This is a genomic window from Nonomuraea sp. NPDC050680 (genome assembly GCF_040654555.1).
In the GTDB taxonomy this organism is placed as follows: domain Bacteria; phylum Actinomycetota; class Actinomycetes; order Streptosporangiales; family Streptosporangiaceae; genus Nonomuraea.
The window spans coordinates 317,854-341,970 of record NZ_JBFAIF010000010.1 but is presented as its reverse complement, the minus strand read 5'-3'; the positions used below and the strand labels follow the sequence as shown (position 1 = coordinate 341,970).

Sequence of the window (24,117 nt, the reverse complement as noted above, 5' to 3'; positions counted from 1 at the left end):
TCTGGTATCTCGTGGCGTGGTGCCGCCTGCGCGATGACGTACGGGTCTTCCGTCTCGACCGGATCGCCTCGGCCTCGGTGATCGCCGAGCGCTGCGGGCTCGATGCCCACCCCGTTGTCGGTGACGACCAGGGTCAGCCGGCCGGCCGTCGCCTCCAGCAGGATGTCGGCCTTGGTCGCCTTGGCGTGCCGTACCAGGTTGGACAGGGCCTCGCGCAGCACGGCCGCCACCTGCTCGGCGACGGGTTGGCTGACCAGCGTGTCGAGCTGCCCCTCCAGGCGCAGTCCGGGACGGAAGCCAAGGTGCGCGGCGGCCCCGCCGACGAGCTCGACGACCTGGCCGCGCAGCCCGCTCGTCCCCGAGCCCTGCAGGGCGAAGATGCTGGCCCGGATCTGCCGGATCGTCTCGTCCAGCTCGTCGACGGCGTGCTGGACCCTGGTCATGGCCTCGGGACGCTCTATCAGCCTGATGGCGCCCATCAGCGTCATGGCCACCGCGAACAGCCGCTGGATCACCACGTCGTGCAGGTCCCTGGCGATCCTGTCGCGATCTTCCAGCAGGCCGAGCCGCTCCGCGTCGCGACGCGCCTCGGCCAGCTCCATCGCGATGGCCGCCTGGCCCGCGAAGGCCTCCAGCATGTGGCCCTCGGCCTCGCTGAACGGCAACCGCCCCGAGCGCTTGCTCATGGCGACCACCCCGTGTACCGACGGCGGCGCGCCCAACGGCACCAGCAGCCGCATGTCGCCCTCGGTGAGGGACTCGCCGCGGGTGTAGACCTCCCCCGCCATCGTCGTGGCCACCGCGCACGAGCTGCCCAGCAGCTCGCCCGCCCGGTCGCCCTCGGCGATCTCCACCACCAGCCGGGTGCCGCCGTCGGCGGGCATCATCAGCTCGACCAGGTCGGCATCCGTCATCTCCTTGGCTTTGCTGGTCAGCGTGACGAGCACGTCGCGCGGATCGGTGCCGGACAACAGGCTGGTGGTGATCTCCGAGGAGGCCCGCAGCCACTTCTCCCGCCGCCGGGTCTGCTCGTACAGGCGCGCGTTCTCCACCGCCACGCCCGCCGCGGTGGCCAGGGCGATGACGACGGCCTCATCCTCCTCGTCGAACTCGCCGCCACCGCGCTTCTCCGTCAGGTAGAGGTTGCCGAACACCTCGTCACGCATCCGGATCGGCACTCCCAGGAAGGTGCCCATGGGCGGATGTCCGGGCGGGAAACCGTAGGACTCCGGGTGATCGGAGATCCGCGCCAGCCGCAGCGGCCGGGCGTCCTTGATCAACAAGCCGAGCAGGCCGAGCCCGTGCGGCCAGTGTTCGATCTTGGCGATCTCTTCCTCGTTCAATCCCACGGGAATGAACTCGATCAGGGTGCTCCCATGACCGATCACCCCCAGTGCGCCGTAACTGGCGTCCACCAGGTTGGTCGCGGTCTCCACGATCCGCCGCAGCACCGTTTCCAGATCGAGATCGCTGCCCACCGACACCACCGCGTCCAGCAGCGCGTGGACGCGGTCACGCGTGGCGAGCACAGTGTTCAGCCGTACCTGCAGCTCGGCCAGCAGCTCGTCCAGCCGCATGGGGGGCATCACCGATCCATCACTCATACTCGCATATTCTGCCCCGCACGCTCGATCGGTAAAGCTCACGTACGGATGCGACCGCGGCTCCGGCACGGCCGTCGGGTCTGCCTGAAGAGGACTTCCGCCCTACGGCCGCCCCGCTCTGCGCCGCCCGAGCTCGCGGCCGGCATTCGAGCGGTGCTGCCGCATCGGTCAGGAGCGCCAGGGCGTACGGGAGCCGGTCGGCTGGTCGGCGCGGCTGCGGTAGACGATGTAGGGACGGGTCAGGTAGCCGACGGGCGCGGTGAGCATGTGCACCAGCCGGGTGAACGGCCAGATGGCGAACAGCACCAGCGCGCTGAGAGCGTGCAACTGGAACAGGATGGGCGCGCCGGCCATCAGCGAGGGGTCGGGGCTGAAGAAGAAGATCGACCGGAACCAGGGTGAGATGGTGGTGCGATAGTCGTAGCCGGAGCCGACGATATTGGCCGCCACCGTGGCGGCCAGGCCGAGCACGATGGTGGCGCTCAGCACCACGTACATGAGCTTGTCGTTGCGGGTGGTGGCGGTGAACACCGGTCCGACGGTGCGGCGGCGGTAGATGAGGATCGCCAGGCCGCCCAGGGTGGCCAGGCCCGCGATGGTGCCGAGCAGGACGGCGCCGGCGTGGTAGGCCGCCTCGCTCACGCCTGCCGCCTCGGTCCAGCTCTTGGGGATCACCAGCCCGCCGATGTGGCCGAGCAGGACGACCAGGATGCCGAAGTGGAACAGCGGGCTGCCGACGCGCAGCAGCCGCGACTCGTACATCTGTGATGAGCGGGTGGTCCAGCCGAACTTGTCGTAGCGGTAGCGCCACACGTGGCCGAGCACGAACACGGTGAGTGCCACGTAGGGCGCCACCACCCACAGCAGGATGTCGAGGGCGTTCACCGGGATGCCTCCGTGACGGCGTAGGGTTCCAGTCCGACCTCCTCGGCGGGCGGTCCTTCGGCCGCCAGCCGCAGCGCGGCCTCCTTCTCGCGCGGGCCGGCCGGGGGCAGTGTGGCGGCCACGGCGGCCACCACGTCGGCGTACGGTGAGCGCTCGTCCTCCAGCGCCGTGCGCAGGAGCTCCAGGCCCGCCCGGTGCTCCCGCAGCAGCCGCCGGGCCTCCCGCACGGCGCCGCGGGCCGACAGCTCGCACACCACCGCCACGTGGTCGGGCAGCTCACCGTCGGCGATCTCGAAGCCGGCGGCGCGCAGGGCGTGCTTGAAACGCAGCAGCGCCCCGCCGCGCTTGCGCGTGTCGCCGTAGGCGTAGTACGTCAGGTACGGGCAGCAGCGCCGCTTGAGGTCGAAGGTCGCCACGTAGTGGGCGGCCAGGTCGGCCTGGGCGGTGCCCGCGACGTGGTCGAGGAAGGCGGTCAGGCGGTCGCGGACCTCCCCGGCGGGCAGCGCGATCGCCGCCTCGGTCAGCACCTGGCGGGCGCCGTACAGCCGGTCGTCGGGGTATCCGAGCAGCACGCTGGCCACCATGTGGGCGGTACGCAGCTCGCCTTCTCCCAGAGTTCTCATCATGTGTTCCGGTTTCTTCTCGGGAACAGCCCCTCAGGGGTGCCCTTGCCGTCCCAGTTGAGGAGGTTGACGCGGCCGCGCAGCTCGTCGGCGTCCTCCAGGTCGTCGCCGGACTGCCGCTCGCGCAGCGCGTGGAAGGTCTCCACCGCCACCGGGGCGGGCAGGCCGGAGGACTCGCCGAACGGGCCGGCCATGCCAGGGCCGCCCTCGTAGTCGAGGCTGCAGCCGGTGGCGCTCTCCTCCAGCCGCGCGCCCTGCTCGGCGTGGGCATTGGGGATGACGTACCGCTCGGCGTAGGGGGCCAGGGCGAGCAGCCGGTGCATGCCTTCGACCTGCCGGCCGCTCATCCCGACGGCGGCGGCGATCGACTCGTCGGGGTCCTGGCCGAGGTTGAGGCGGCGCATGTAGGAGCGCATGGCGGCCAGGCGGCGCAGCGCGGCCCGCACCGGCCCGGGGTCGCCGGCGGTGAACAGCTCGGCCAGGTAGCCGATCGGGATGCGCAGGGCGTCGATAGCGCCGAAGAGGTTGCCGGTGTCCTCGCCGTCGTGGCCGGTTTTCGCCAGCACGTCGACCACGGGCGACAGCGGCGGGATGTACCAGACCATCGGCATCGTGCGGTACTCCGGGTGCAGCGGGAGGGCCACGCCGTACTCGAAGATCAGCTGGTGGATCGGGGAGTTCCGGGCCGCCTCCAGCCAGTCCTCCGGGATGCCCGCGGCACGGGCGGCGGCGATCACCTCGGAGTCGTGCGGATCCAGCAGCACGCTCTTCTGCGCCTCGTACAGATCCTTCTCGTCCGGGACGGAGGCGGCCTCCGCGACCCGGTCGGCGTCGTAGAGCAGCAGGCCGAGGTAGCGCAGGCGGCCCACGCACGTCTCCGAGCAGACCGTGGGGATGCCGACCTCGACCCGGGGGTAGCAGAAGGTGCACTTCTCCGCCTTGCCGGTGCGGTGGTTGAAGTACACCTTCTTGTACGGGCAACCGGTCACGCACATGCGCCAGCCGCGGCAGCGGTCCTGGTCGACCAGGACGATGCCGTCCTCGGAGCGCTTGTACATCGCGCCGGACGGGCAGGAGGCCACGCACGAGGGGTTGAGGCAGTGCTCGCAGATGCGCGGCAGGTAGAACATGAACGCCTGCTCGAACTCCAGCTTCACCTGGTCCGACAGCTTACGGAGAACCGGGTCGGCGGCGGTGAGCTCCGGGCCGCCGGCCAGGTTGTCGTCCCAGTTCGCGCTCCAGGTGATCTTCGTGTGCTTACCCGTGATCAGCGACCTGGGCCGCGCGACGGGCGTGTCCTCGGTGGCGGGAGCCGAGAAGAGCCGGTCGTAGTCGTAGGTCCAGGGCTCGTAGTACTGCTGGATGGAGGGCATGAGCGGGTTGGCGAAGATGGTGAGCAGTTTCTTCAGCCGCCCGCCCGCCTTCAGCCGGAGCCGGCCGCGCCGGTTGAGCTCCCAGCCGCCCTTCCACTTGTCCTGATCCTGGTAGGTGCGTGGGTAGCCCTGGCCGGGGCGGGTCTCGACGTTGTTGAACCAGACGTACTCGACCCCGGCCCGGTTGGTCCAGGCCTGCTTGCAGGTGACCGAGCAGGTGTGGCAGCCGATGCACTTGTCCAGGTTCATCACCATGGCCAGCTGTGCCATGATCCGCATCAGTAGTCGACCTCCTGAGAGCGGCGGCGGATCACGGTGACCTCGTCGCGCTGGTTGCCGGTGGGCCCGAGGTAGTTGAAGGCGAAGCTGAGCTGGGCGTATCCGCCGATGAGATGGGTGGGCTTGACCAGCAGTCGGGTGAGAGAGTTGTGGATGCCGCCGCGCCGCCCGGAAGTCTCGCTCTTGGGCACGTCCACGACGCGTTCCTGCGCGTGGTACATGTACACGGTGCCCTCGGGCATCCGGTGGGAGACGACCGCGCGGGCCACGACGACGCCGTTGCGGTTGACCGCCTCGATCCAGTCGTTGTCCCGGATCTTCGCCTTGGCCGCGTCGGCCGGGCTCATCCAGATGGTCGGCCCGCCTCGGGAGAGCGTGAGCATGAGCAGGTTGTCCTGGTATTCGGAGTGGATGGACCACTTCGAGTGCGGGGTGAGGTAACGCACGGTTATGCCGTCTGCCCCGGAGTCGCCGACGCCGGGCTCGCCGAACATCGCGGTCATGTCGAGGGGCGGCCGGTAGGTCGGCAGCGCCTCGCCGGCCTCGTGCATCCAGTCGTGGTCGAGGTAGAAGTGCTGGCGGCCGGTGAGCGTGTGCCAGGGCTTGCGGTGCTCGACGTTGATGGTGAACGGCGAGTAGCGTCGCCCGCCGGTCTCGCTGCCCGACCATTCCGGCGAGGTGATCACGGGCACGGGCCGGGCCTGGGTGTCGGCGAAGGTGATCTGCTTGTGCTCGTCGGCCAGCCCGTCGAACGACGTTCCGGTACGCCGGCCGAGCGTGGCGAACCCCTGGGCGGCCAGGTGCCCGTTGGTGGTGCCCGACAGGGCCAGGATGGCCTCGCACATGTCGCTGTCGCGGGCCAGGGATGGGCGGCCCTCGGCGCTGCCGCCGCGGACGGTGCCGGTCATCCTGCCGAGCCGGTCGATCTCGCCGGAGACGTCGTAGGTCAGCCCTTTGGTCGTGGCGCCGAGCCGTTCCAGCAGCGGCCCGAGGGCGGCCATCCGCTCCGCCACCGCCCCGTAGTCGCGCTCCACCGTGACGATCTTGGGGAAGTCGCGTCCCGGGGTGGGCGGCCGGCCCGTCACGCGCCAGTCGTGCACCCGCCCGTGCGGGGTGGCCAGCTCGTCGGGCGTGTCGTGCATCAGCGGCATGGCCACCACGTCCGTGCGCGTGCCCAGGTGGGTCCTGGCCAGGGCGCTGAAGGCCCTGGCGATGGCGTGGAAGGCGGCGAAGTCGGTACGGGTCTGCCAGGGCGGGTCGATCGCCGGGGTGAAGGCGTGCACGAACGGGTGCATGTCGGTGGAGGACAGGTCGTGCTTCTCGTACCAGGTGGCGGCGGGCAGCACGATGTCGGAGAACAACGTGGTGGAGGTCATCCGGAAATCCAGCGACAGCAGCAGGTCGAGCTTGCCGCGCGGCGCCTGCTCCGGCCAGGTCAGGCTCTGCGGCCGCTGTCCTGGCGCGGCCTCCTCGGCCCGCACGGCCGAGTCGGTGCCCAGCAGATGGCGCAGGAAATACTCGTTGCCCTTGGCCGATGAGCCGAGCAGGTTGGCCCGCCACACGGTCAGCACGCGCGGCCAGTTCGCGGGCGCGTCGGGATCCTCGCAGGCGAACCCGAGCCGGCCCGAGGCGACCTGCTCGGCCACGTACGGTCCCGCCTCCGCGCCCGCCGCGGCCATCTCGTCGGCCAGGTCGAGCGGATTGCGGTCGAACGTCGGGTACGACGGCATCCAGCCCAGCCGCGCCGACTGCGCCAGCAGGTCGGCGGTGGCCTTGCCGGTGAACGCGCCGTCGCCGAGCGGCGAGGAGAGGACATCGGCCGCGTAGGTGTCGTAGCGCCACTGGTCGGTGTGCAGGTACCAGTAGGCGGTGCCGATCATCTGCCGGGGCGGGCGCGACCAGTCCAGGCCGAAGGCGAGCTGCGCCCAGCCGGTGATCGGGCGGCACTTCTCCTGGCCGACGTAGTGCGCCCAGCCGCCGCCGTTGACGCCCTGGCAGCCGGTCAGCGTGGTCAGCGCCAGGAACGAGCGGTAGATGGTGTCGGAGTGGAACCAGTGGTTCGTCCCCGCCCCCATGACGATCATCGAACGGCCGCCCGACTCCTCGGCATTGCGCGCGAACTCCCTGGCGATGCGGGCTGCTTTGTTCGCGGGCACGCCGGTGATCGCCTCCTGCCAGGCCGGGGTGTACGGCTCCGCCGCGTCGTCGTACCCGCTCGGCCAGCGCCCCGGCAGCCCGTCGCGGGCCACCCCGTACTGGGCGAGCATCAGGTCGTACACGGTGGTGACCAGGTGGCCGCCCACCAGCCGCGCCGGCACGCCCCGCTCCAGCACCCCGTCGCCGTGCCCGTCGAAGCGCGGTAGGGCGACCGTCACCGCCTGCTCGCCCAGGACGGTCAGCAGCGGGTCCACCTCGCCCAGGTCGAGGTTCCAGCGGCCCCGCCCCTGCTCGGAGTGGCGGAAGGCGAGCGAGCCGTTCGGCACGACCGGCTCGCCGGTTCCCGCGTCCAGCAGCACCGTGGCGAACGCCGCCTCCTCCCCCTCCTGTCCCAGGTCGGCAGCGGTGAGGAACTTGTCCGGCACGTACGACCCGTCCCGCTCCCGCAGCCGGACCAGGAACGGCAGGTCGGTGAAGCGCTTGACGTAATCGGTGAAACAGGCCGTCGGCCGGTCGGCGAAGAACTCCTTGAGGATCACCTGCCCCATCGCCATGGCCAGCGCGCCGTCCGTGCCCGGGTGCGGGGCCAGCCACTCGTCGGCGAACTTGGCGGCGTCGTTGTAGTCGGGCGCGAGCACCACCACCTTCTGGCCCCGGTAGCGCGCCTCGGCCATGTAGTGGGCGTCGGGCGTGCGGGTGACCGGCACGTTCGAGCCCCACAGCATCAGGTACGCGGCGTCCCACCAGTCGGCCGACTCCGGCACGTCCGTCTGGTCGCCGAACACCTGCGGGGAGGCCACCGGCAGGTCGGCGTACCAGTCGTAGAACGACAGCATCGCCCCGCCGATCAACGACACGAACCGGGCGCCCACCGCGTGGGAGGCCATCGACATGGCCGGAATCGGGGAGAAGCCGGCCACCCGGTCGGGGCCGTAGGTCTTGATGGTGTGCACGTGCGCCGCGGCGATGATCTCGGTGGCCTCGTCCCAGGTGACGCGGACCAGGCCGCCCTTGCCGCGGGCCGACTGGTAGCGGCGGCGCTTGTCCGGGTCTGTGGTGATCTCCGCCCAGGCCGCGACCGGGTCGCCCAGCCTCGCTTTCGCCTCCCGGTACATCTCCACCAGCACGCCCCTGGCGTACGGGAAACGGACCCGGGTGGGCGAGTAGGTGTACCAGGAGAAGGCGGCCCCGCGCGGGCAGCCGCGTGGCTCGTACTCGGGCCGGTCGCCGCCCACGCTGGGGTAGTCGGTCTGCTGCGCCTCCCAGGTGATCACGCCGTCCTTGACGTACACCTTCCAGGAACAGGAGCCGGTGCAGTTGACGCCATGGGTGGAGCGGACGACCTTGTCGTGGCTCCATCGGTCGCGGTAGAAGGCGTCGCCTTGGCGTCCGCCGATCTGGTGCAGGGTCCGCAGGTCGTCGGAGACCGCGCCGGGGCGCAGGTGCCGGCCGAGTCTCAGCAGGGCGTCGCTGACCGGCCCGTCCATACCCGCCATACGCACAGCTCCCTCATCTAGCTTCTCGAACCTGGACATGCCCCTCCATCAGCGCTTCGATAGTCAGGTAACGGCAAGCGGAGGTCCGGCACGGAGGTCTCCGGCCTGCGCGGCGGTCGCCGGTAGCCGGTGGCGGGAGGGCGGTGCGGGATCTTCAGCTCCGCACGCCGTACTTCCTCGTAGGGGATCGTGGACAGCAGGTGCGCGATCATGTTGATCCTGGCCCGCCGCTTGTCCTCGCTCTCCACGTCGTACCACGGCGCCTCCGGGATGTCGGTGTGCACGAACATCTCGTCCTTGGCCCTGGAGTAGTCCTCCCAGCGGGTGATCGACTCCAGGTCCATCGGCGACAGCTTCCACTGCCGCATCGGATCCTTCAGCCGGGCGTGGAATCGCCGTTCCTGTTCCTCGTCGCTCACCGAGAACCAGTACTTGCGCAGCAGGATCCCGTCCTCCACCAGCAACCGTTCAAAGATCGGACACTGGTGCAGGAACCGCGCGTGTTCCTCCTGGGTGCAGAATCCCATCACCCGTTCGACACCCGCGCGGTTGTACCAGCTGCGGTCGAACAGCACGATCTCCCCAGCGGCGGGCAGGTGCTCGATGTAGCGCTGGAAGTACCATTGCGACCGCTCGCGCTCGGTCGGCGCCGGGAGCGCGGCGATGCGCGCCACGCGCGGGTTGAGGTACTCGGAGACCCGCTTGATCGTGCTCCCCTTGCCCGCCGCGTCCCTCCCCTCGAAGATCACGACCACCCGCCGGCCTTCCACGCGCACCCACTCCTGCAGCTTCACCAGCTCTCCCTGCAGGCGGAAGAGTTCCTTCTCGTACGTCTTGCGCGGCAGCCTCTTCATCGGGCTTCCTCGGTTGACGGTCCGAACGGAACCGGCGGCCCGGCGGAGCGTCGCATGGCCGTGGCACGGACCGCGGTGACGGTCAGCACCAGCGCCAGCACCGAGACTCCAGCCAGCAGGGCCAGGCCCAGCCCATAGGAGCCGAACAGGCCGTAGACGAACCCCATCACCAGCGGCGGCACGAACCCGCCCAGCCCACCGGCGGCGCCGACCAGGCCCGTGACCGAGCCGACCTTGTCGGCCGGGGCCGCCACCGCGACCAGGGCGAAGGTGGCCCCGCTGCCGGCGCCGAGCGCCGCGGCCGTGGCCAGGAACGCGATCGTGCCCAGCATCATCAGCGGGGGCGTGAACGCCTCTACCGCGGCGCAGAGTGCGACTACCGCGAACACGGTCACCAGTACGCGAATCGGCCCGATCCGGTCCGACAGCCAGCCGCCGATGGGCCGCATCGCGACCGCCAGGATCACGAACCCGGCCATCCGGTTGGCCGCGTCGGCCTGCTCCAGGCCGTAGGCCGACTGCAGGTAGACCGGCAGATAGACGGAGAAGGCGACGTACCCGCCGAACGTCACCGCGTACAGCACGCAGGCCTGCCAGGTGATCGGCAGGCGCACGGCCGCGCCCAGCCGCGCCATGGTCGACTGGGCGGGCGCCGTACGACCCGGGGCGTCCCGCAGCGCGAACCAGGCCACAACGGCGTAGACGGCGAGCACGGCCGCGGTGAGCAGGAACGGGGTGACCGAGCCGCCGGCCCTGACCAGCTTGACCGTGGTCAGCGCGCTGATCGCGGTGCCGCCCATCCCCATGCCGAAGACACCGACGGCCAGGCCACGGCGCTCGGGCGGGAACCAGGCGCTGACGAAGGGCACGCCCACCGCGAACACCGTCCCGCCGATGCCCAGGAAGAACCCGCCCACCAGCAGCACCGCCAGTGAGCCCCGCCCGGCCAGGCCGATGAACAGCACCGGGACGATGGTGGCCGCCGAGATCAGCGGGAACATCACCCGGCCGCCGAACCGGTCGGTCAGCGCCCCCACGGGGATCCGGCCCACCGAGCCGACGATCACCGGAACCGCGACCAGCAGCGCCTGCTGGGCGGCCGACAGGCCCAGCAGCTCCTTGAAGCGCGGGCCCAGCGGGCTGAGCAGCGCCCACGCCCAGAAGTTCACCGCGAATCCCACGGTCGCCAACGCCAGCATCAGCGCCGGCCGGCGGGTGTCGCCGCGTGGGACTGGCCGGTCGGTCCTGTCGGTGCTCATCTCATCCGTCCCTGTCGCGCCGATCCATCGTTTACCCGCTGCCGCTTGGTGTTTTTGCCCTGTCACATCCCCTCGCATCCAATAGCAGAAGCTTCATGCCTCCTAGTGGCGAAAGTCCTGCCTATTGAGTGCTTTGGTCTTCACCCGCTTTTGGGACTTTGGCCCCTATTCCGTGGTTGGTCTGGCCGGTTAGCGTCGGAGCATGATTCGTGTGTTCCTTGTCGACGATCACGAAGTGGTACGGCGGGGCGTGGCCGCCCTGCTGGACTCCGAGGACGACATAGAGGTGATCGGCGAGGCCGGGACCGCGGAGTCGGCGATCGCCCGCATTCCGGTGCTCAAGCCGGATGTGGCGGTGCTGGACGTCCGGCTGCCCGACGGCAGCGGCGTGGACGTGTGCCGCGAGGCCCGCTCCAGGCTGCCGCAGCTGGCGTGTCTGATGCTGACCTCCTACGCCGACGACGACGCGCTGTTCGAGGCGGTGATGGCGGGCGCCGCCGGGTACGTGCTCAAGCAGATCCACGGCTCCGACCTGGTGGGCGCCGTGCGCACGGTCGCCTCGGGACAGTCACTGCTCGACCCGCGGACCACCGCGGCGATGCTGCAGCGGCTGCGGGAGCAGGCCGCCAGGAAGGACCCGCTGGCGGCACTGTCCGATCAGGAGCGCAACATCCTCGACCTGATCGGTGAGGGGCTGACGAACCGGCAGATCGGCGAGCGGATGTTCCTGGCCGAGAAGACGGTCAAGAACTACGTGTCCAACCTGCTGTCCAAGCTCGACATGCAACGCCGTACCCAGGCGGCGGCGCTCTCGGCACGACTGCGGGCAGATCGGCACGACTGACGGCATCATCCACGGTCAGCGGGTCGCTTCCCGGTGGGGCCGTACGACCGCGACCGGGCAGGTGGCGTGGTGCAGCACGGCGCGGCTGACCGAGCCCAGCACCGCCGAGGCGAAGCCGCCCAGCCCCCGCGACCCGACGACGACCAGGTCGGCCGTGGTCGCGGCGTTGATCAGTGCGCCGGCCGGGTGCTCGCACAGTTGCGCGTCGGTGATCTCGACGTCGGGGTACTTCTCGCGCCAGGGGGTCACCCGTTCGCCGGCCGTACGGACCTCCTGCTGGAAGGCGTTCTCCAGGAGGCTGTCGTAGGCGGCCGCGTACGGGGAGAATATCGGGAGCTGCCAGGCATACAGGACATGCAGCCGCGCGTGGCGGGCACGGGCCTGGTCGATGGCGTACTGCATGGCGGCTTCGGAGTGCGCGGACCCGTCGTAGCCGACGACGATCCGGCCGTGCTCTTCCTGGCCGCGCCCGCGGACGATCACCACCGGGCCCCGCGCGTGGCCCGCGACGGCGGTGCCGACCGAGCCGAGCAGCATGCCGCTGAAACCGCCGAGTCCTCTGCTGCCCAGCACCAGGCTCTCGGCCGACTCCGACTCACGGATCAGCTCGTCGATCAGTCCCAAATATGACTGTCATTGGTCCTGTAGCGGACTAATCCCCAGAATTCACTTCTCAAAATTCGCCGCCTTGACAGGGCCGCGTCCCAACGTAGATCGTTTCGCGGGAACACTCATTCCTCGCAGGGCTGACCGTGGAAGAGCGCCATGAAGATGATCATCGGTGGGTTCGTACTGGCGGCGGTGGCGGGCGCCCTGTGGGCGCGAAGGCGCTACGTGGTGGTCACGGTCGAGGGGACGAGCATGGCCCCGACGCTCTCCGACGGAGATCGGGTTCTGGTACGCAGACGCCGCATCGACCAGGTCACCACGGGGGACGTGGTCGTGCTCGAACCGCCGCTCACTCCCGCGGGGCTCGGACCGCCGGGCGCGGACGGCCGGCAGTGGAACATCAAGCGCGCCGTCGCCTTACCCGGAGACCCCGTGCCCCCGGGGATCGGCGACGGCGTGGCCCGGGTGCCCGCCGGCGCGCTGGTCGTCCTGGGTGACAACATCGACAGCGTCGACTCCCGGCAGCGCGGGTTCTTCGAGGCCGACCGCCTGCTCGGTGTCGCGCTGCGCCGGTTGGGCGGACCGGCGCTGTAAAGCGGGTCCATGGTGCGGTTTCGACTTCTCGGGCCGATGCGGATCCAGGTCAACGGATCGCCGGTCAGGATCACGGCGCCCAAGCAACGTACCGTTCTCGCCATGCTGCTGGCCCGGGCGGGTCACGTCGTACCGATCAGGTCCTTGGTGGCGGAGGTGTGGGACGAGCGGCCACCCCGGTCGGCGGTGGCGAACCTGCGCACGTACCTCATGCAGCTGCGCAAGTTACTGCCGGATGAGGAACGGCTGGTCACCTCCGACGTCGGCTACCTGCTGCGGGCCGGACCGCAGGAGCTCGACCTGCTGGAGTTCGAGGCGCTGTCCGCGCGCGGTCGCCAGGCGCTGGCCAAGCGCGACACGAGCGCCGCCGAGCAGGCCTACACCCAGGCCCTGGCCCTGTGGGAGGGGACGGCGGCGGAGGACGTGCCGCTGGGGCCCACGCTGCGCGAGGTGGTCGCCCGCCTGACCAACAACTACCTGGGCGTGGTGGAGGAACACGCCGACATCCAGCTCGCCCTCGGCAGGAACGAGCTCGCGGCCACGCGGTTGCGCGAGGTGATCCGCCAGTATCCGCTGCGCGAGCGGCTGCACGGTCAGCTCATGACGGCCCTCTACCGCTGTGGCGACGTGGTCGGCGCGCTGGACGCGTTCGGGGCCGCCCGCCGGGTCCTGGCCGACGAACTGGGCATCGATCCCGGGCCGGACCTGCGCCTGCTGCAGCAGGCGATCCTGCGCAGGGACACCGCCCTGCTGGCGGCCGGCCGTGACAGCGCGGCCGTGCCCGTCGACGACGGGCGCCCGCGGCCACGTCTGCTTCCCCGGGCGCCCCTGGTGTTCGTGGGCCGCTCGGCCGAGCGGGCCCACCTGCACACCGTCCTGTACGGGGAGACGGGCGCGCCCATGATCGGTCCCAGCGCGGGCCCGCCCGCAGCGGCGCTGGAAGGTCCCGGCGGAGCGGGTCCGCCTGTGGTGGCGCTGCACGGGCCCGGCGGGGCGGGCAAGTCGGCGCTCGCCCTGACGGTGGCACACGGCGTGAGCGACCGCTATCCCGACGGCCAGCTCTATGTGGATCTCCAGGGATCCACGCCGGGCCTGCCACCGTTGCGACCGGCCGAGGTGCTCGGCCGTTTCCTGCGCGCGCTCGGGGTGCCGCCCGGCGATGTCCCGGCGGCGCCGGCGGAGGCGGCCACCCACTACCAGTCGCTGCTGGCCGACCGGCGCGTCCTGGTCGTCCTCGACAACGCCGTCGGCGCCGCCCAGGTGACGCCGTTGCTGCCGGCGGGCGGCGGCTGCGCGGCGCTGGTCACCAGCCGCGCCGCGCTGACCACCATGGACGCCGTGCCCCTAGCCGTCGGCATGCTCGACGAGGTGGAGTCGGTACGCCTGCTGAGGTTGCTGGCCGGTCCGGAGCGGGTGAGCGCCGAGGCGGAGGCGGCCGCGCAGATCGCGCGCTCGTGCGGCTTCCATCCGCTGGCCCTGCGCATCGCCGGTGCCCGGCTGGCGGGCCGGCCCGACTGGTCGCTGGCCCGGTTCGGCGAGCGACTGGGCGACCAGCGACGGCGGCTGGACGAGCTCCAGGCCGCCGACCTGCGGGTGCGTACCTGCTTCGAGGTCGGGTACGGGACGCTGACCAGCACCGCGAAGGCTGCCTTCCGGGCGTTCGGCGTGCTGGAGGTGCCCGAAGTCGGCGTCGAACTCACCGCCGCGCTGACCGACGTCGACCAGACGACGGCGGAGGCCGCGCTCGACGAGCTGACCGAGGCCCGGCTGCTCGAACCGGTCGGCGACGGCCGGTTCCGCATGCACGACCTGCTGCGACTGTTCGCCGCGGAGCTGGCCGCCGTCCATGACACGCCGCAGGAGCGTGCGCGGGCGGTCGGACGGGCCCTGGAGTGGTACCTCGACCGCCTCCGCCGGCTGCAGACCCTGCTGCAACCGCATCTGATGCCCGCCGGCGGGGGCGAGAACGCCTCCGATGTGGGTTTGCCGGATCTCGCCGCGGCCGTACGGTGGCTGGACACGGACCTGCCGTGCCTGGTGGCGGCGGCCGTACAGGCGGCGAAGGGAAAGCCGGCCGGCTTCGTCATCGAGCTGACGGCCCTGATCAAGGCCATCGCGATGAAGAGCGGCTACTGGCGCGAGCTCGAGACCATCGCGCGGCTCGCCATCGAGGTCGCGCGGCGTGACGGGGACCGCGTCGCGGAGGCGGCCACGCTGGCGACGCTGGGGCTGCTGGAGTGGAAGTCCGGCCGGCCAGAGGCGGCCCGCGCCCTCCTGCACCGCGCTCTCGATCTCTGGCGTGCCGTGGGCGAGCGCGGGGAGGAAGGGCTGGCGCTGCACAACCTCGGCTGGCTGTGCATGCGGACCGGGGATCTCGACGCGGCCCTCGACCACATCGGCGCGGGCCTGCTGCTGCTCGAGACGCACCGGCCGAACCGGGTCGGGCTGGTCTCGCACAACCTGGGCGAGGTGCTGCTCCGGCTGGGCCGCCACACCGAGGCGGTGGACCGCTTCGAGCAGTGCCTCACCATCCGGCGGGCCGATCGCGACCTGTACGGCGAGAGCATCACCCTGGCCGCGCTCGGCCGCGCCCACTGCCTGCTCGACCAGCGGGACAAGGCACTGGCGGTACTGGCGGAAGCACTGGTCCACTGCGAGGCGACCGGCAACCGGGAGGATCAGTGGGAGGTGCTGCTCAGCAGGTCCGAGATCCGTCTGCGGCAGGGCGATCCGGCCGCGGCGATGGCCGACCTGACCCGCGTCCTGGAGCTGACCACCAAGATCGGCGACGCGTACGGCCACGCCGCCTGCCTCCGCCAGCTCGCCAGAGCACGCGCGGCCCTCGGCGACCCGCGTGCCGCGGCGGACGCCGGCAAGGCCGCGGGACTGTTCGCCGATCCCGCGACGCGCTGCGATCCGGTGCTGGAAAGGCTGCTCACCGCCCGGCTGTAGCGCGGCTGTATGGGGTGCTGTATGCCGCCCGAATAGGTTTCGGCTAACCGCATCGCTACGAAAGGAACGAGTCCATGACTGCTGTTCTTGGCCGGCTCGGCGACCGGATTCTCGGCAAGCTGGTGCCCAAGGCGTCCGCGAAGGCAGCCGCCGAGTGGTACGTCCACTGCTACTGCCGGGAGCGCTCCGACTTCCGCAAGCTCTGCACCACCGCCGGCGGCACGACCCGATGCGGAGCCTGCTACGCGTTCAGAATCTGTGGCGGCTAGGTAGGACACGCAGGTCTGGCGGCGGTCACCCGCCGCCAGACCCCCGGCTCGCTCAAGTGAGGTTGTTGCCTGATGGCTTTCCTGGTTGCCGCTGTCGTGTTCGTCGCCCTCCTGTGCCTGTTCAACCTGGTGCTCAACCTGGGGGTGCTGCGCCGGCTCCGCGAGCACACCGCCGAGCTGGAGCGCCTCGCCGGACACGCGATGCTCATGCCGTACGATCCCGGCGTCCTGGTCGGTCGCACGCTGCCCGAGGCCGCGGCGGGCGCGCGGCTGGTCGGCTTCTTCGACGTCGGCTGCAGCACGTGTCACGAGCGCGCACCGCAGTTCGCCGAGGAGGCGGGCAAGCAGCCCGCCCTGGCGGTCATCACCGGCGACGGCGCGAAGGTGGCCGACCTCGTCACCGTGGTCGGCGGCGTGTCGAGCGTGATCACGGGCGATGAGGCCGACCGGCTCGCGCACGCCCTCGGCGTGGAGGCCTTCCCCACCTTCCTGCGGGCCGACCAGGAGGGCAAAGTGCTGGCCGCGGACACGGAACTCGCCGCCATGGCGAGCGCCGGATGACCTCGGACCGGCTGCGGCGGGCCGCCACCCTGGGGTTGCTGTGCTGGCGGACGGGACCTGTGCTGGCGGTGTCCCAGCTGGTGGTCACCGTCCTGTCCGGGCTGCTGCCCACGGGCGCCGTGTGGGCGACGAAACTGCTCATCGACGGGCTGGCGACGGGCCTCGCGGAACGGGCGCTGGGCCCGGTCGCCGGGCTCGTCGCGCTGGGGCTGGCCTCCGGGGTGCTGCCGCACGTCACGGGATACCTGCGGGGCGAGTCGGACCGCCGGCTCGACCTGATGCTCCAGGACCGCCTGTACACGAGGGTGAACCAGTTCCAAGGGCTGTCACGCTTCGAGGACCCGGCCTTCCTCGACGAGTTGCGGATGGCCACGCAGGCCACGGGCGGCGCGATGGGGCCGATCACCTCGGGCCTGTTCGACCTCTGCCGCAACGTCATCGCCCTGGCCGGGCTCCTCGGCGCTCTGGCCGTGCTGAGCCCGCTCATGGCCGGGCTGGTGGCGGTGGCGGCGCTGCCGACCCTCGCCGCCAGGATGTCCCTGGAGAAGCGGCGGACCAAGATGCTCGCCGGGCAGTCGGCGGCGGCCCGCCGGCAGATCTTCTACTCCTCCTTGCTGACCGACGTGGAGGCCGCCAAGGAGGTACGGCTCTTCGGGCTCGGCGACTTCCTCCGGCGCCGGGTCATCGGCGAGCTCACCACGATGCAGACGGCCGAGCGGCGCCTCGACCGGCGCGAAGCGCTCACGCAGTCGTCACTGGCGACCCTGTCCGCCCTGGTCAGCGGCATCGGCTTGGTCTGGGCGGTGTACTCGGCCCTGGCCGGGCGGCTGACCCTGGGCGACGTCACGGCCTTCGCCGCCGCGGTGGCCGGCACCCAGGCCGCCCTCATCGCGACCGTGGAGAACGCGGCCAACGCCGGCCACTCACTGCTCCTGTTCGACCACCACGAGCGGGTGATGTCGCTGTCCGACGACCTCCCGCCGCCGCACCGGCCGGCCGCGCTGCCCGCCCTGCGGCGCGGCATCGAACTGCGCGACGTCTGGTTCCGGTACGCCGAAGGCCACCCCTGGGTGCTGCGCGGCGTCGACCTGACCATCCCCCACGGCGCGTCGGTCGCGTTGATCGGGCTCAACGGAGCCGGCAAGAGCACGCTGATCAAACTGCTGTGCCGCTTCTACGATCCCTCCCGCGGGGCGATCCTCTGGGATGGCGTGGACATCCGCGACGTACCGCCGGCCGACCTCCGCGCCCGGATGGGCGTGCTCTTCCAGGACTACATGAGCTACGACCTCACCGCGGCGGAGAACATCGGCGTCGGCGAGATCGAGTCGATGTCCGACCGGACCAGGATCCAGGCCGCCGCCGAGATGTCCGGAGCCGACCAGACCGTACGGGCCCTGCCTCACGGGTACGACACGATGCTGAGCCGGATCTTCTTCGGACCGGAGGACGACACCGGAGTGGTGCTCTCCGGAGGGCAGTGGCAACGGCTGGCCCTGGCCCGCGCGCTCGTCCGCGAACAGCGCGACCTGCTCATCCTCGACGAACCCAGCTCGGGACTCGACGCCGAGGCCGAATACGAGGTGCACCGGCGGCTGCGTGAGCACCGGGCGGGGCGTACCAGCCTGCTCGTCTCACACCGGCTCGGCGCGGTACGGGACGCCGACCTCATCGTGGTGCTCGGCGACGGGCGGATCGTCGAGCAGGGTACCCACGGCGATCTCATCGCCGCGGACAGCGGCTACGCCCGGCTGTTCGAGACCCAGGCCAGCGGCTACCGCGTCGAGGCGTAGCGCTCACCGCCGATCTGCCCGGTGAATGCCCTGCCAGCGCCCTGGGACAGGGTTCTTCTCACGCATAGAGTCGAGCCGATCCTTCAGTGATCCCTTCGCGCGAAAGGATGTCCCGTGCGCAGCAGACGTACCGCTATCGGGCTGGCGTTGATTCTCGGCGGTCTCGCCGGCTCAGCGCTCTTACCCTCAGCAGCCATCGCAGCATCGTCCACGGCCGCGATTTCGGCCCGGCCGCAGATATGCAACCCCTCCTGCACCTGGAATTCGCAAGTGACGACACAGCTGATCGCCACCCAGCTCCTGCTGGTGAGATACCAGATCGTCGTCCAGGAGGGCTACACCGTCCTTTCCGCTCAGGTGCAGGCGGCAACCGGCGGCTACCGGGCGCACCTGGTCTACCGATAGGCCGGCGCCCCCGGGCCGCCTCAGTCGCTCTCGACCCGTCCCAGCGGCTCGGGCTCGTCCGCCAGGGCGGAGCGCGCCGCGAGCCAGCCGGCCTCTTCAGGATAGAAGACATGGCGAAGGTAGGCCCACGTGAGCCGCTGGATCAGGGCGACACGGCCGGGATGCTCGTCCGTCGTCTCCGCGACGTCGTAGCCGGAGATTCCGCCGAGCGAGTGCTCCGCCCCGAACAGCGTGAGCAGGCTCTTGCCGCCCGGACTCAGGAAGTAGGGATCGGTGAACCACTCCGGCCCCCGAGCGGTCAGGTGGGACTGGTCCCGGTCCCCCGCGACCACGAGGGCCGGCGTGGTCATGTCCGCGAAGCTCGGATTCATGAAGGGGAAGTGCTCGGCCGCGAACGGACTCAGCTCGGCTCCGCCCCGGCCGGGCGTGGCGAGCAGCACCCCCGCCTTGATCCGGGAGTCGGACATGTCCTCCCCCGGTTCGCCCTCGGAATCGAGGACTCGCGCGCCCAGCAGCATGCTCGCCGTCTGGCCGCCCCAGGAGTGCCCGGCCACGGCGATGCGGCCGCGGTCGAGACGCCCGCCGAGGCCGGGAACGGCGGCTTCGAGGAGATCGAGCCGGTCGAGGACGCGCTTCAGGTCCTCGACCCGGTAACGCCAGATCAGTGGGGTACGGGGATCTTCCGGCGGCAGGCTCAGCGTCCGCGAGTCGAGATGGGTGGGTTGGATCACCACGAAGCCGTGAGCGGCCCAGAAGTCGGCCAACGGGGCGTAGCCGTCAGCCGACCAGCCGAAGCCGTGCGAGAAGACGATGACCGGCAGTTCTCGCCCGACCGCCGGCGCGGACACGCGCACCCGCAGATCCTCACCACGGCCCGGGGCCGACAGCACCACCGGCTTCACCGAGACGACCGGAGTGGGCACGCTGACGGCCATGTCACCGTCGCCTCCCGCACCCCCTTCACGGCCTGCGACCGTGACGGCCATGTCACTGTCGCCTCCCGCACTCTCTCCACGGCCTGCGACCGTGACGGCCATGTCTGTTTCGATCATGATTGGAGGCTCCTTCAGCGATTGTCGTTGATGAGTTGGTCGGCGACCCACCGTGCGACATCGGCGGGATAGGGCGCCGACAGCCCCAGGACGATGTGCCGGAAGCCGGCGTCGATCGCTTCGCCGATCGCGCCCCGGGTGGTGCCGGGCTGGTCATAGGAGACGGGCAGGTGGATCGAGCGGGTGATCGAGGCGGGATCGCGACCGATCTCGGCGCAGTAGCGGTCCAGCAGCGCGCTGCGGCTGACGACGTCGTCGATGTCGCCGCCGGGGATGTTCCACAGGTCGGCGTGCTCGGCGACCACGCGCAGCGTCGCGGACGAGCGTCCGCCGATGACGATCGGCGGGTGGGGGCGCTGGACCGGCTTGGGGTTGCCGAACGCGTTGGTGACCTGGACGTACGTGCCGTCGAAGTCGAACGGTTCGGTCTCGGTCCACAATCGCCTGATCACCGTGCACGCTTCGGCGAGGCTGCCCACGGCGTGGGCGGTGTCGTGGAAGGGCAGGCCGTGTGCTTCGTACTCGCGCCGGGCCAAGGGGTGGCTGGGTCGTGAGCCGACGCCGATGCCGAAGTCGAGCCGTCCGCCGGAGATGATGTCGACGGTCGTGGCGATCTTGGCCAGCATCGCGGGCGGTCGGATGCGGTTGCTGGTCACGAGCACGCCGAGCCGCAGTCGTCGGGTCTGGGCGGCGAGGGCCGAGAGCAGCGTCCAGCCCTCGTAGATCGTTCCGTTCGGGTCGCCGAAGATGGGCTGGAGGTGGTCGAACAGCCAGGCGTGTTCGATCTCGGGGATCGTGTCCGCCTCGCGCCAGACCCGCAGGAGGTCGTGGTAGTCGACCTGCGACGGGGCGGTCATGATCCCGAAGCTAGGCCGGGTGGTATGCGACATTGAGGGCTTTGGTCCTTTCGACACCGGCCGCGCTGACTAGGCGCTGCCAAAGGCTAAACGGAACAGGTTTCCGATATGCGCAGCCGACGCCCATAGCATCGACATACTTGCATCCCCTGCGATCCCGGGCATGGATGTAACGCGATGTCGATGCGCGGGTTGGTCATCGGTCGGCGCTCTGGCATCATGGGTAAACGGAATCCTGTTCCGACTACTATAAGGAACACGGTTCCGCTTCGCAACCCAGCAGTGGAGGGAACGGTGACGGTGAACGACGGCGACGGAGGCGCGGGGCCCCGCAAGCGGGCCGACGCCCGGCGCAACGAGAGGACGCTGCTCGACGCCGCCGCGGCCGTCTTCGTGACCTCGGGCGTCGAGGCGCCGGTGCGCGACATCGCGGCCAGGGCGGGAGTCGGGGTGGCCACGATCTACCGCCACTTCCCGACCCGAGCCGATCTCATCATCGCCGTCTACCGGCACCAGGTCGAAGCCTGCGCCGAGGCTGGGCCGGCCCTGCTGGCGGGCGTCGCGAGTCCTTACGCCGCGCTGGGGCGATGGATCAACCTGTTCGTCGACTTCCTGGTCACCAAGCACGGACTCGCCGCCGTACTCCGCTCCGACGAGGCCGGCTTCGAGGCCCTGCACGCCTACTTCCTCGACCGGCTGGTACCTGTGTGCGGCCAACTGCTCCAAGCCGCGGCCGTCGCCGGCGAGATCCGCTCCGACGTCGACGCCCTGGAGCTCATGCGCGGCGTCGGGAACCTCTGCATCGGCGCGGAGAACGATCCCCGCTACGACGCGCGGCGGCTGGTCGCATTCCTCATCGCGGGGCTCCGCCTACCGCGCTAGTTGGGGTCTAGCGGCCCACCTTGAAACTCAGGTGCGGCACCCCGTCGCCCTGGTTGACCGTGTGCGGATCCTCGGTCCGCTCCCCGGCGAGCTCCCGGGCCTTGTCGATCGCGGCCGATGAGGGATTCAGGACGTCGGGCCGTTCTGCTGCCCCTCATCTGCTGAGCCGGGCCGGTAGAGGTCGGCGAGCGGCAGGAGCGCGTCCTTGCCGGCGCTGAGCCGCACGTCCTGCCCCAGGGTGTCCACCTGGTCCCAGGTGACGTAGCGGCTGTCGCGGTGCAGTCCTCTGATGAGGGCCCGGACGAGTGCCGGCCCGGGTCCGTGCGGGCCGCGTTCGTAGCCGAACAGTCGGCCGGTGTGACGAGGGACCACGATGAGGCCGTCGACGCGAAAAGCGTTCTGTACGTCGCCGAGCATCGGCCCGTCCTGGCGGAGCCGTACGTCGGCCACCTGCCCGACCGGCCTGTCGTCGGCATCGACGACGCGGCGGCCGAGCAGGGCGCTCATCCGCAGCTCGCCGGTGACCTCGCCGATCCTGGCCGGGCGCCGGTCGTGGGCGACCGGCTCGGCGCCGCTGCCCGGCAGCGGGGCGATGAGGTTGACCCGGGCCCAGTGTTCGAGGGCCGCCTCCTGAGGGGTGCCGCCCACCGTGACAGCGCTGTTGATGTCGGATACCAGGCGCATGGGGAGGCGCTGCGGGCCCGGATCCTCCTCGGGACGGAACAGCTCGGTGACCGCCACCATCAGGCGGCCGACGAGGCCGCCGAGGCGCGGGCCCAGCGCGAGCGGGCCGGTCAGGATCGACACGACGTAGGGGCGCCCCTGCTCGTCGAAGGTCAGCTCCAGGTCGTCGATCTTGCACACCGGGTGCCCGTCGTCGGCGCTGATCACCTGCCGGTCGAGCAGGTGCAGGTTCGCGTGCAGGTGCCTGGCCTTCATTGCCCCGCCTTCGTCGCGATCATCAGCGGGACGGCCGCCACGGCCACCACCAGCAGGAGGATCATGTACGCGGTCCCGAGGGTGTTGCTGAACCGGCCGTTGACCTGGTCGCCCATGTAATCGGCATCGTTGGCGATCATGAGCACCGGCAGGTACGTCAGGGGAAGCGCCGCCGCCGAGAAGACCAGCGAGTACTCGGTGACCATGATCGGATCGATGGTCGTCAGGATCAGCGCGGTCGCGATGAGGACCACCACCAGCACCACGGAGTGAAAGCGCGCGGCGTCACGGGGGCGTACCAGCTTGCCCCACTGCCAGCCGAAGTACTGGCTGATGGTGTAGCCCGACGACAGCGCGGTCTCCAGAGTCGCGCCGAACGTCGCCGCGAACACCCCGAAGATCACCGCCGCCAGGCCGAGCTGCCCCAGCCCGATCCCGGCGGGCAGCAGCATCTGGCCGAGCGTGTCGACCTCCGCCTTCACCGGGAAGAACACCACCGCCGCGCAGCCCGCGATGGCCAGCGACAGGAACCCGCCCAGCGGGAAGCCGATGAACACGTTGGCCCGTGAGGTGAGCAGGTCCTTGCGGGTCCACTTCTCCTCAACCCCGCCGGAGGAGAAGAAGAACACCTCATACGGCGTCATCGCGCCGCCGAGCAGGGCGATCGCGTAGTACCAGTACGTCGGCGCGCCTTCGTCGGCCGGCGGCTGGGTGAGCTGGCGGCCCAGCTCGTGCCAGTCGGGCCCGAGTTGCCACAGCGTCACCGCGAACGCCACCAGCGCCAGCCCGGCCAACCCGAAGACCCGCTCCATCGTCTCGAACTTGACCCGCCACATCACCAGCCACGCCACCAGCGCGACCCCCGGCACCCACAGCAGGTAGTTGATCCCGGTGGCCAGCTCCAGGGCCAGCGACGCGCCGCCGATCTCGGCGGCCAGAGTAAGGACGTTGATGAAGAACGACGCCCCCAGGTTGACCAGGCCGGCCCGCGGCCCCATCCGCTCCCTGACCAGGTCGAACACCGGCCGCCCCGAGACGGCCGCGATCCGGCCCGACATCTCGGCGAACAGGCAGATCCCGACGACGCCGACCACGACCACCCAGGCGAGCGACATGCCGAACCTGGCGCCGACCAGTGAGTTCGCGACCAGGTCGCCGATGTCGACGAACCCTCCGAAGGCGGTGAGGATGCCCAGCGTCACCGCGAAGAGCTTCTTCACTGATGTGCCTCCTCGAAGGCTCTCAGCTTCGTGGCGACCCCTTCGAGATCCTTTTCGGCTGCCGCCGGATCCTCGATTCCGTCCCGCCTGAGCTGGATGAGCAGCGACGCCACCTGGTCCTCGGCCTCGCCCGTGAGGTCGAGCAGCCGCCCGCGCACCTCATCGGCGGCGGCGGACGGCGGCTGCACCCCGCCGAACTGGCTGTTCACGCTGCCCAGGTCCTTGACCGTCTCGGTGAACAGCGTCTTGAGGTAGGGCGTGGTCAGGCGGCCCTCATGGCGTACGGCCAGCCGTACGATCTCCAGACTCGAGGCGGCCGACTCCGCCGACTGGGCGGCCTTCAGCCCGTAGTCGTGGTCATCCCAGGCAGGACTCGTACAGCCGCTCAGCAGCAGCACAGCCAGGATCAGCGCGACGCGCGACGAGACCCTCATGTATGGCGCCGCAGCAGGAAATAGCCCAGCAGCACCAGCAGCACCAGGAACTGCCCCCAGGCCGCGAGTAACACCAACCCCTCATCTTGCACGAGCGTGCACCTGCCCAGCGGTCCAACGATCATGCACCCGGCGACGGACGTTTGCCCAAGGGCGGCCGGGTAGGGGCAGCGCAT

The 24,117-nt window shown here is 70.6% G+C and carries 20 protein-coding genes and 1 pseudogene; 8 read left to right on the top strand and 13 right to left on the bottom strand.

The genetic code is table 11. The features are described from left to right. Nucleotides 1-146: 146 nt before the first annotated feature. The 7 genes and pseudogenes from AB0H88_RS30925 to AB0H88_RS30895 all read right to left on the bottom strand — a co-directional run. Nucleotides 147-1,577: pseudogene (locus AB0H88_RS30925) on the bottom strand (GAF domain-containing protein); the annotation flags it as partial. Nucleotides 1,578-1,772: 195 nt separating this feature from the next. After that, entirely contained in the window at nucleotides 1,773-2,489 is a 717-nt protein-coding gene (gene narI, locus AB0H88_RS30920; protein ID WP_357650618.1) for a respiratory nitrate reductase subunit gamma, read from the bottom strand. Continuing rightward, nucleotides 2,486-3,115, bottom strand: coding sequence for a nitrate reductase molybdenum cofactor assembly chaperone (gene narJ, locus AB0H88_RS30915; protein WP_357650616.1), 630 nt, complete (start codon nucleotides 3,113-3,115; stop codon nucleotides 2,486-2,488). The genes narI and narJ overlap by 4 nt, the downstream gene beginning before the upstream one ends. Further along, nucleotides 3,112-4,764, bottom strand: a complete 1,653-nt coding sequence (narH, locus tag AB0H88_RS30910; protein WP_357650614.1) for a nitrate reductase subunit beta — start codon at nucleotides 4,762-4,764, stop codon at nucleotides 3,112-3,114. The genes narJ and narH overlap by 4 nt, the downstream gene beginning before the upstream one ends. Continuing rightward, nucleotides 4,764-8,417, bottom strand: a complete 3,654-nt coding sequence (locus tag AB0H88_RS30905; RefSeq protein WP_357650612.1) for a nitrate reductase subunit alpha — start codon at nucleotides 8,415-8,417, stop codon at nucleotides 4,764-4,766. The genes narH and AB0H88_RS30905 overlap by 1 nt, the downstream gene beginning before the upstream one ends. Nucleotides 8,418-8,434: 17 nt before the next feature. Next, complete coding sequence (ppk2, locus tag AB0H88_RS30900) at nucleotides 8,435-9,271, bottom strand: polyphosphate kinase 2 (RefSeq protein ID WP_357650610.1); 837 nt, start codon at nucleotides 9,269-9,271, stop codon at nucleotides 8,435-8,437. Continuing rightward, complete coding sequence (locus tag AB0H88_RS30895; protein ID WP_357650608.1) at nucleotides 9,268-10,530, bottom strand: MFS transporter; 1,263 nt, start codon at nucleotides 10,528-10,530, stop codon at nucleotides 9,268-9,270. Before AB0H88_RS30895 ends, ppk2 begins: the two co-directional genes overlap by 4 nt. Nucleotides 10,531-10,732: 202 nt before the next feature. Between AB0H88_RS30895 and AB0H88_RS30890 the strand changes: the two genes are divergently transcribed. Further along, entirely contained in the window at nucleotides 10,733-11,374 is a 642-nt protein-coding gene (locus AB0H88_RS30890; RefSeq protein ID WP_357650606.1) for a response regulator transcription factor, read from the top strand. A gap of 15 nt (nucleotides 11,375-11,389) precedes the next feature. Here the strand turns inward: AB0H88_RS30890 and AB0H88_RS30885 are convergent, their stop codons facing one another. Then, a complete protein-coding gene (locus tag AB0H88_RS30885; protein WP_357650604.1) occupies nucleotides 11,390-11,998 on the bottom strand; it encodes a universal stress protein in 609 nt (202 codons plus the stop codon). A gap of 141 nt (nucleotides 11,999-12,139) precedes the next feature. On the opposite strand from AB0H88_RS30885, the gene AB0H88_RS30880 reads away from it, so the two are divergent. The 6 genes from AB0H88_RS30880 to AB0H88_RS30855 all read left to right on the top strand — a co-directional run bounded on the left by AB0H88_RS30880 (nucleotide 12,140) and on the right by AB0H88_RS30855 (nucleotide 18,557). Then, nucleotides 12,140-12,577, top strand: a complete 438-nt coding sequence (locus AB0H88_RS30880; protein WP_357650602.1) for a S26 family signal peptidase — start codon at nucleotides 12,140-12,142, stop codon at nucleotides 12,575-12,577. A 9-nt stretch (nucleotides 12,578-12,586) separates the two neighbouring features. Continuing rightward, a complete protein-coding gene (locus AB0H88_RS30875) occupies nucleotides 12,587-15,529 on the top strand; it encodes a BTAD domain-containing putative transcriptional regulator (RefSeq protein ID WP_357650600.1) in 2,943 nt (980 codons plus the stop codon). 74 nt (nucleotides 15,530-15,603) lie between these two features. Then, entirely contained in the window at nucleotides 15,604-15,798 is a 195-nt protein-coding gene (locus tag AB0H88_RS30870) for a hypothetical protein (protein ID WP_357650598.1), read from the top strand. Between the two features lie 72 nt (nucleotides 15,799-15,870). Further along, nucleotides 15,871-16,359 (top strand): hypothetical protein, encoded by a 489-nt coding sequence (locus AB0H88_RS30865; protein ID WP_357650596.1) that lies wholly within the window; start codon nucleotides 15,871-15,873, stop codon nucleotides 16,357-16,359. Next, complete coding sequence (locus tag AB0H88_RS30860) at nucleotides 16,356-18,152, top strand: ABC transporter ATP-binding protein (protein ID WP_357650594.1); 1,797 nt, start codon at nucleotides 16,356-16,358, stop codon at nucleotides 18,150-18,152. Before AB0H88_RS30865 ends, AB0H88_RS30860 begins: the two co-directional genes overlap by 4 nt. A gap of 270 nt (nucleotides 18,153-18,422) precedes the next feature. Further along, nucleotides 18,423-18,557, top strand: coding sequence for a hypothetical protein (locus tag AB0H88_RS30855; RefSeq protein ID WP_357650592.1), 135 nt, complete (start codon nucleotides 18,423-18,425; stop codon nucleotides 18,555-18,557). A 20-nt stretch (nucleotides 18,558-18,577) separates the two neighbouring features. Here the strand turns inward: AB0H88_RS30855 and AB0H88_RS30850 are convergent, their stop codons facing one another. Both AB0H88_RS30850 and AB0H88_RS30845 read right to left on the bottom strand, forming a co-directional pair. Continuing rightward, a complete protein-coding gene (locus AB0H88_RS30850) occupies nucleotides 18,578-19,492 on the bottom strand; it encodes an alpha/beta fold hydrolase (protein WP_357650628.1) in 915 nt (304 codons plus the stop codon). A gap of 131 nt (nucleotides 19,493-19,623) precedes the next feature. Then, nucleotides 19,624-20,466 (bottom strand): LLM class flavin-dependent oxidoreductase, encoded by an 843-nt coding sequence (locus AB0H88_RS30845; RefSeq protein WP_357650590.1) that lies wholly within the window; start codon nucleotides 20,464-20,466, stop codon nucleotides 19,624-19,626. Nucleotides 20,467-20,760: 294 nt separating this feature from the next. Here AB0H88_RS30845 and AB0H88_RS30840 point away from each other — a divergent pair, with 294 nt between their 5' ends. Beyond that, nucleotides 20,761-21,348: a helix-turn-helix domain-containing protein gene (locus tag AB0H88_RS30840; RefSeq protein WP_357650588.1), complete on the top strand. Its 588-nt coding sequence runs from the start codon at nucleotides 20,761-20,763 to the stop codon at nucleotides 21,346-21,348. Between the two features lie 126 nt (nucleotides 21,349-21,474). Here the strand turns inward: AB0H88_RS30840 and AB0H88_RS30835 are convergent, their stop codons facing one another. Genes AB0H88_RS30835 through AB0H88_RS30825 form a run of 3 tightly spaced genes read right to left on the bottom strand, consistent with a single transcriptional unit; the run spans nucleotide 21,475 to nucleotide 23,941 of the window. Beyond that, the gene (locus AB0H88_RS30835; protein ID WP_357650586.1) at nucleotides 21,475-22,287 is read right to left on the bottom strand and encodes a hypothetical protein; all 813 of its coding nucleotides are present in this window, start codon (nucleotides 22,285-22,287) and stop codon (nucleotides 21,475-21,477) included. Then, nucleotides 22,284-23,507, bottom strand: coding sequence for a divalent metal cation transporter (locus tag AB0H88_RS30830; RefSeq protein WP_357650584.1), 1,224 nt, complete (start codon nucleotides 23,505-23,507; stop codon nucleotides 22,284-22,286). The genes AB0H88_RS30835 and AB0H88_RS30830 overlap by 4 nt, the downstream gene beginning before the upstream one ends. Beyond that, on the bottom strand, nucleotides 23,504-23,941 hold the full coding sequence (locus AB0H88_RS30825; RefSeq protein WP_357650582.1) for a hypothetical protein: 438 nt from the start codon (nucleotides 23,939-23,941) through the stop codon (nucleotides 23,504-23,506). Before AB0H88_RS30825 ends, AB0H88_RS30830 begins: the two co-directional genes overlap by 4 nt. Nucleotides 23,942-24,117: the final 176 nt, after the last annotated feature.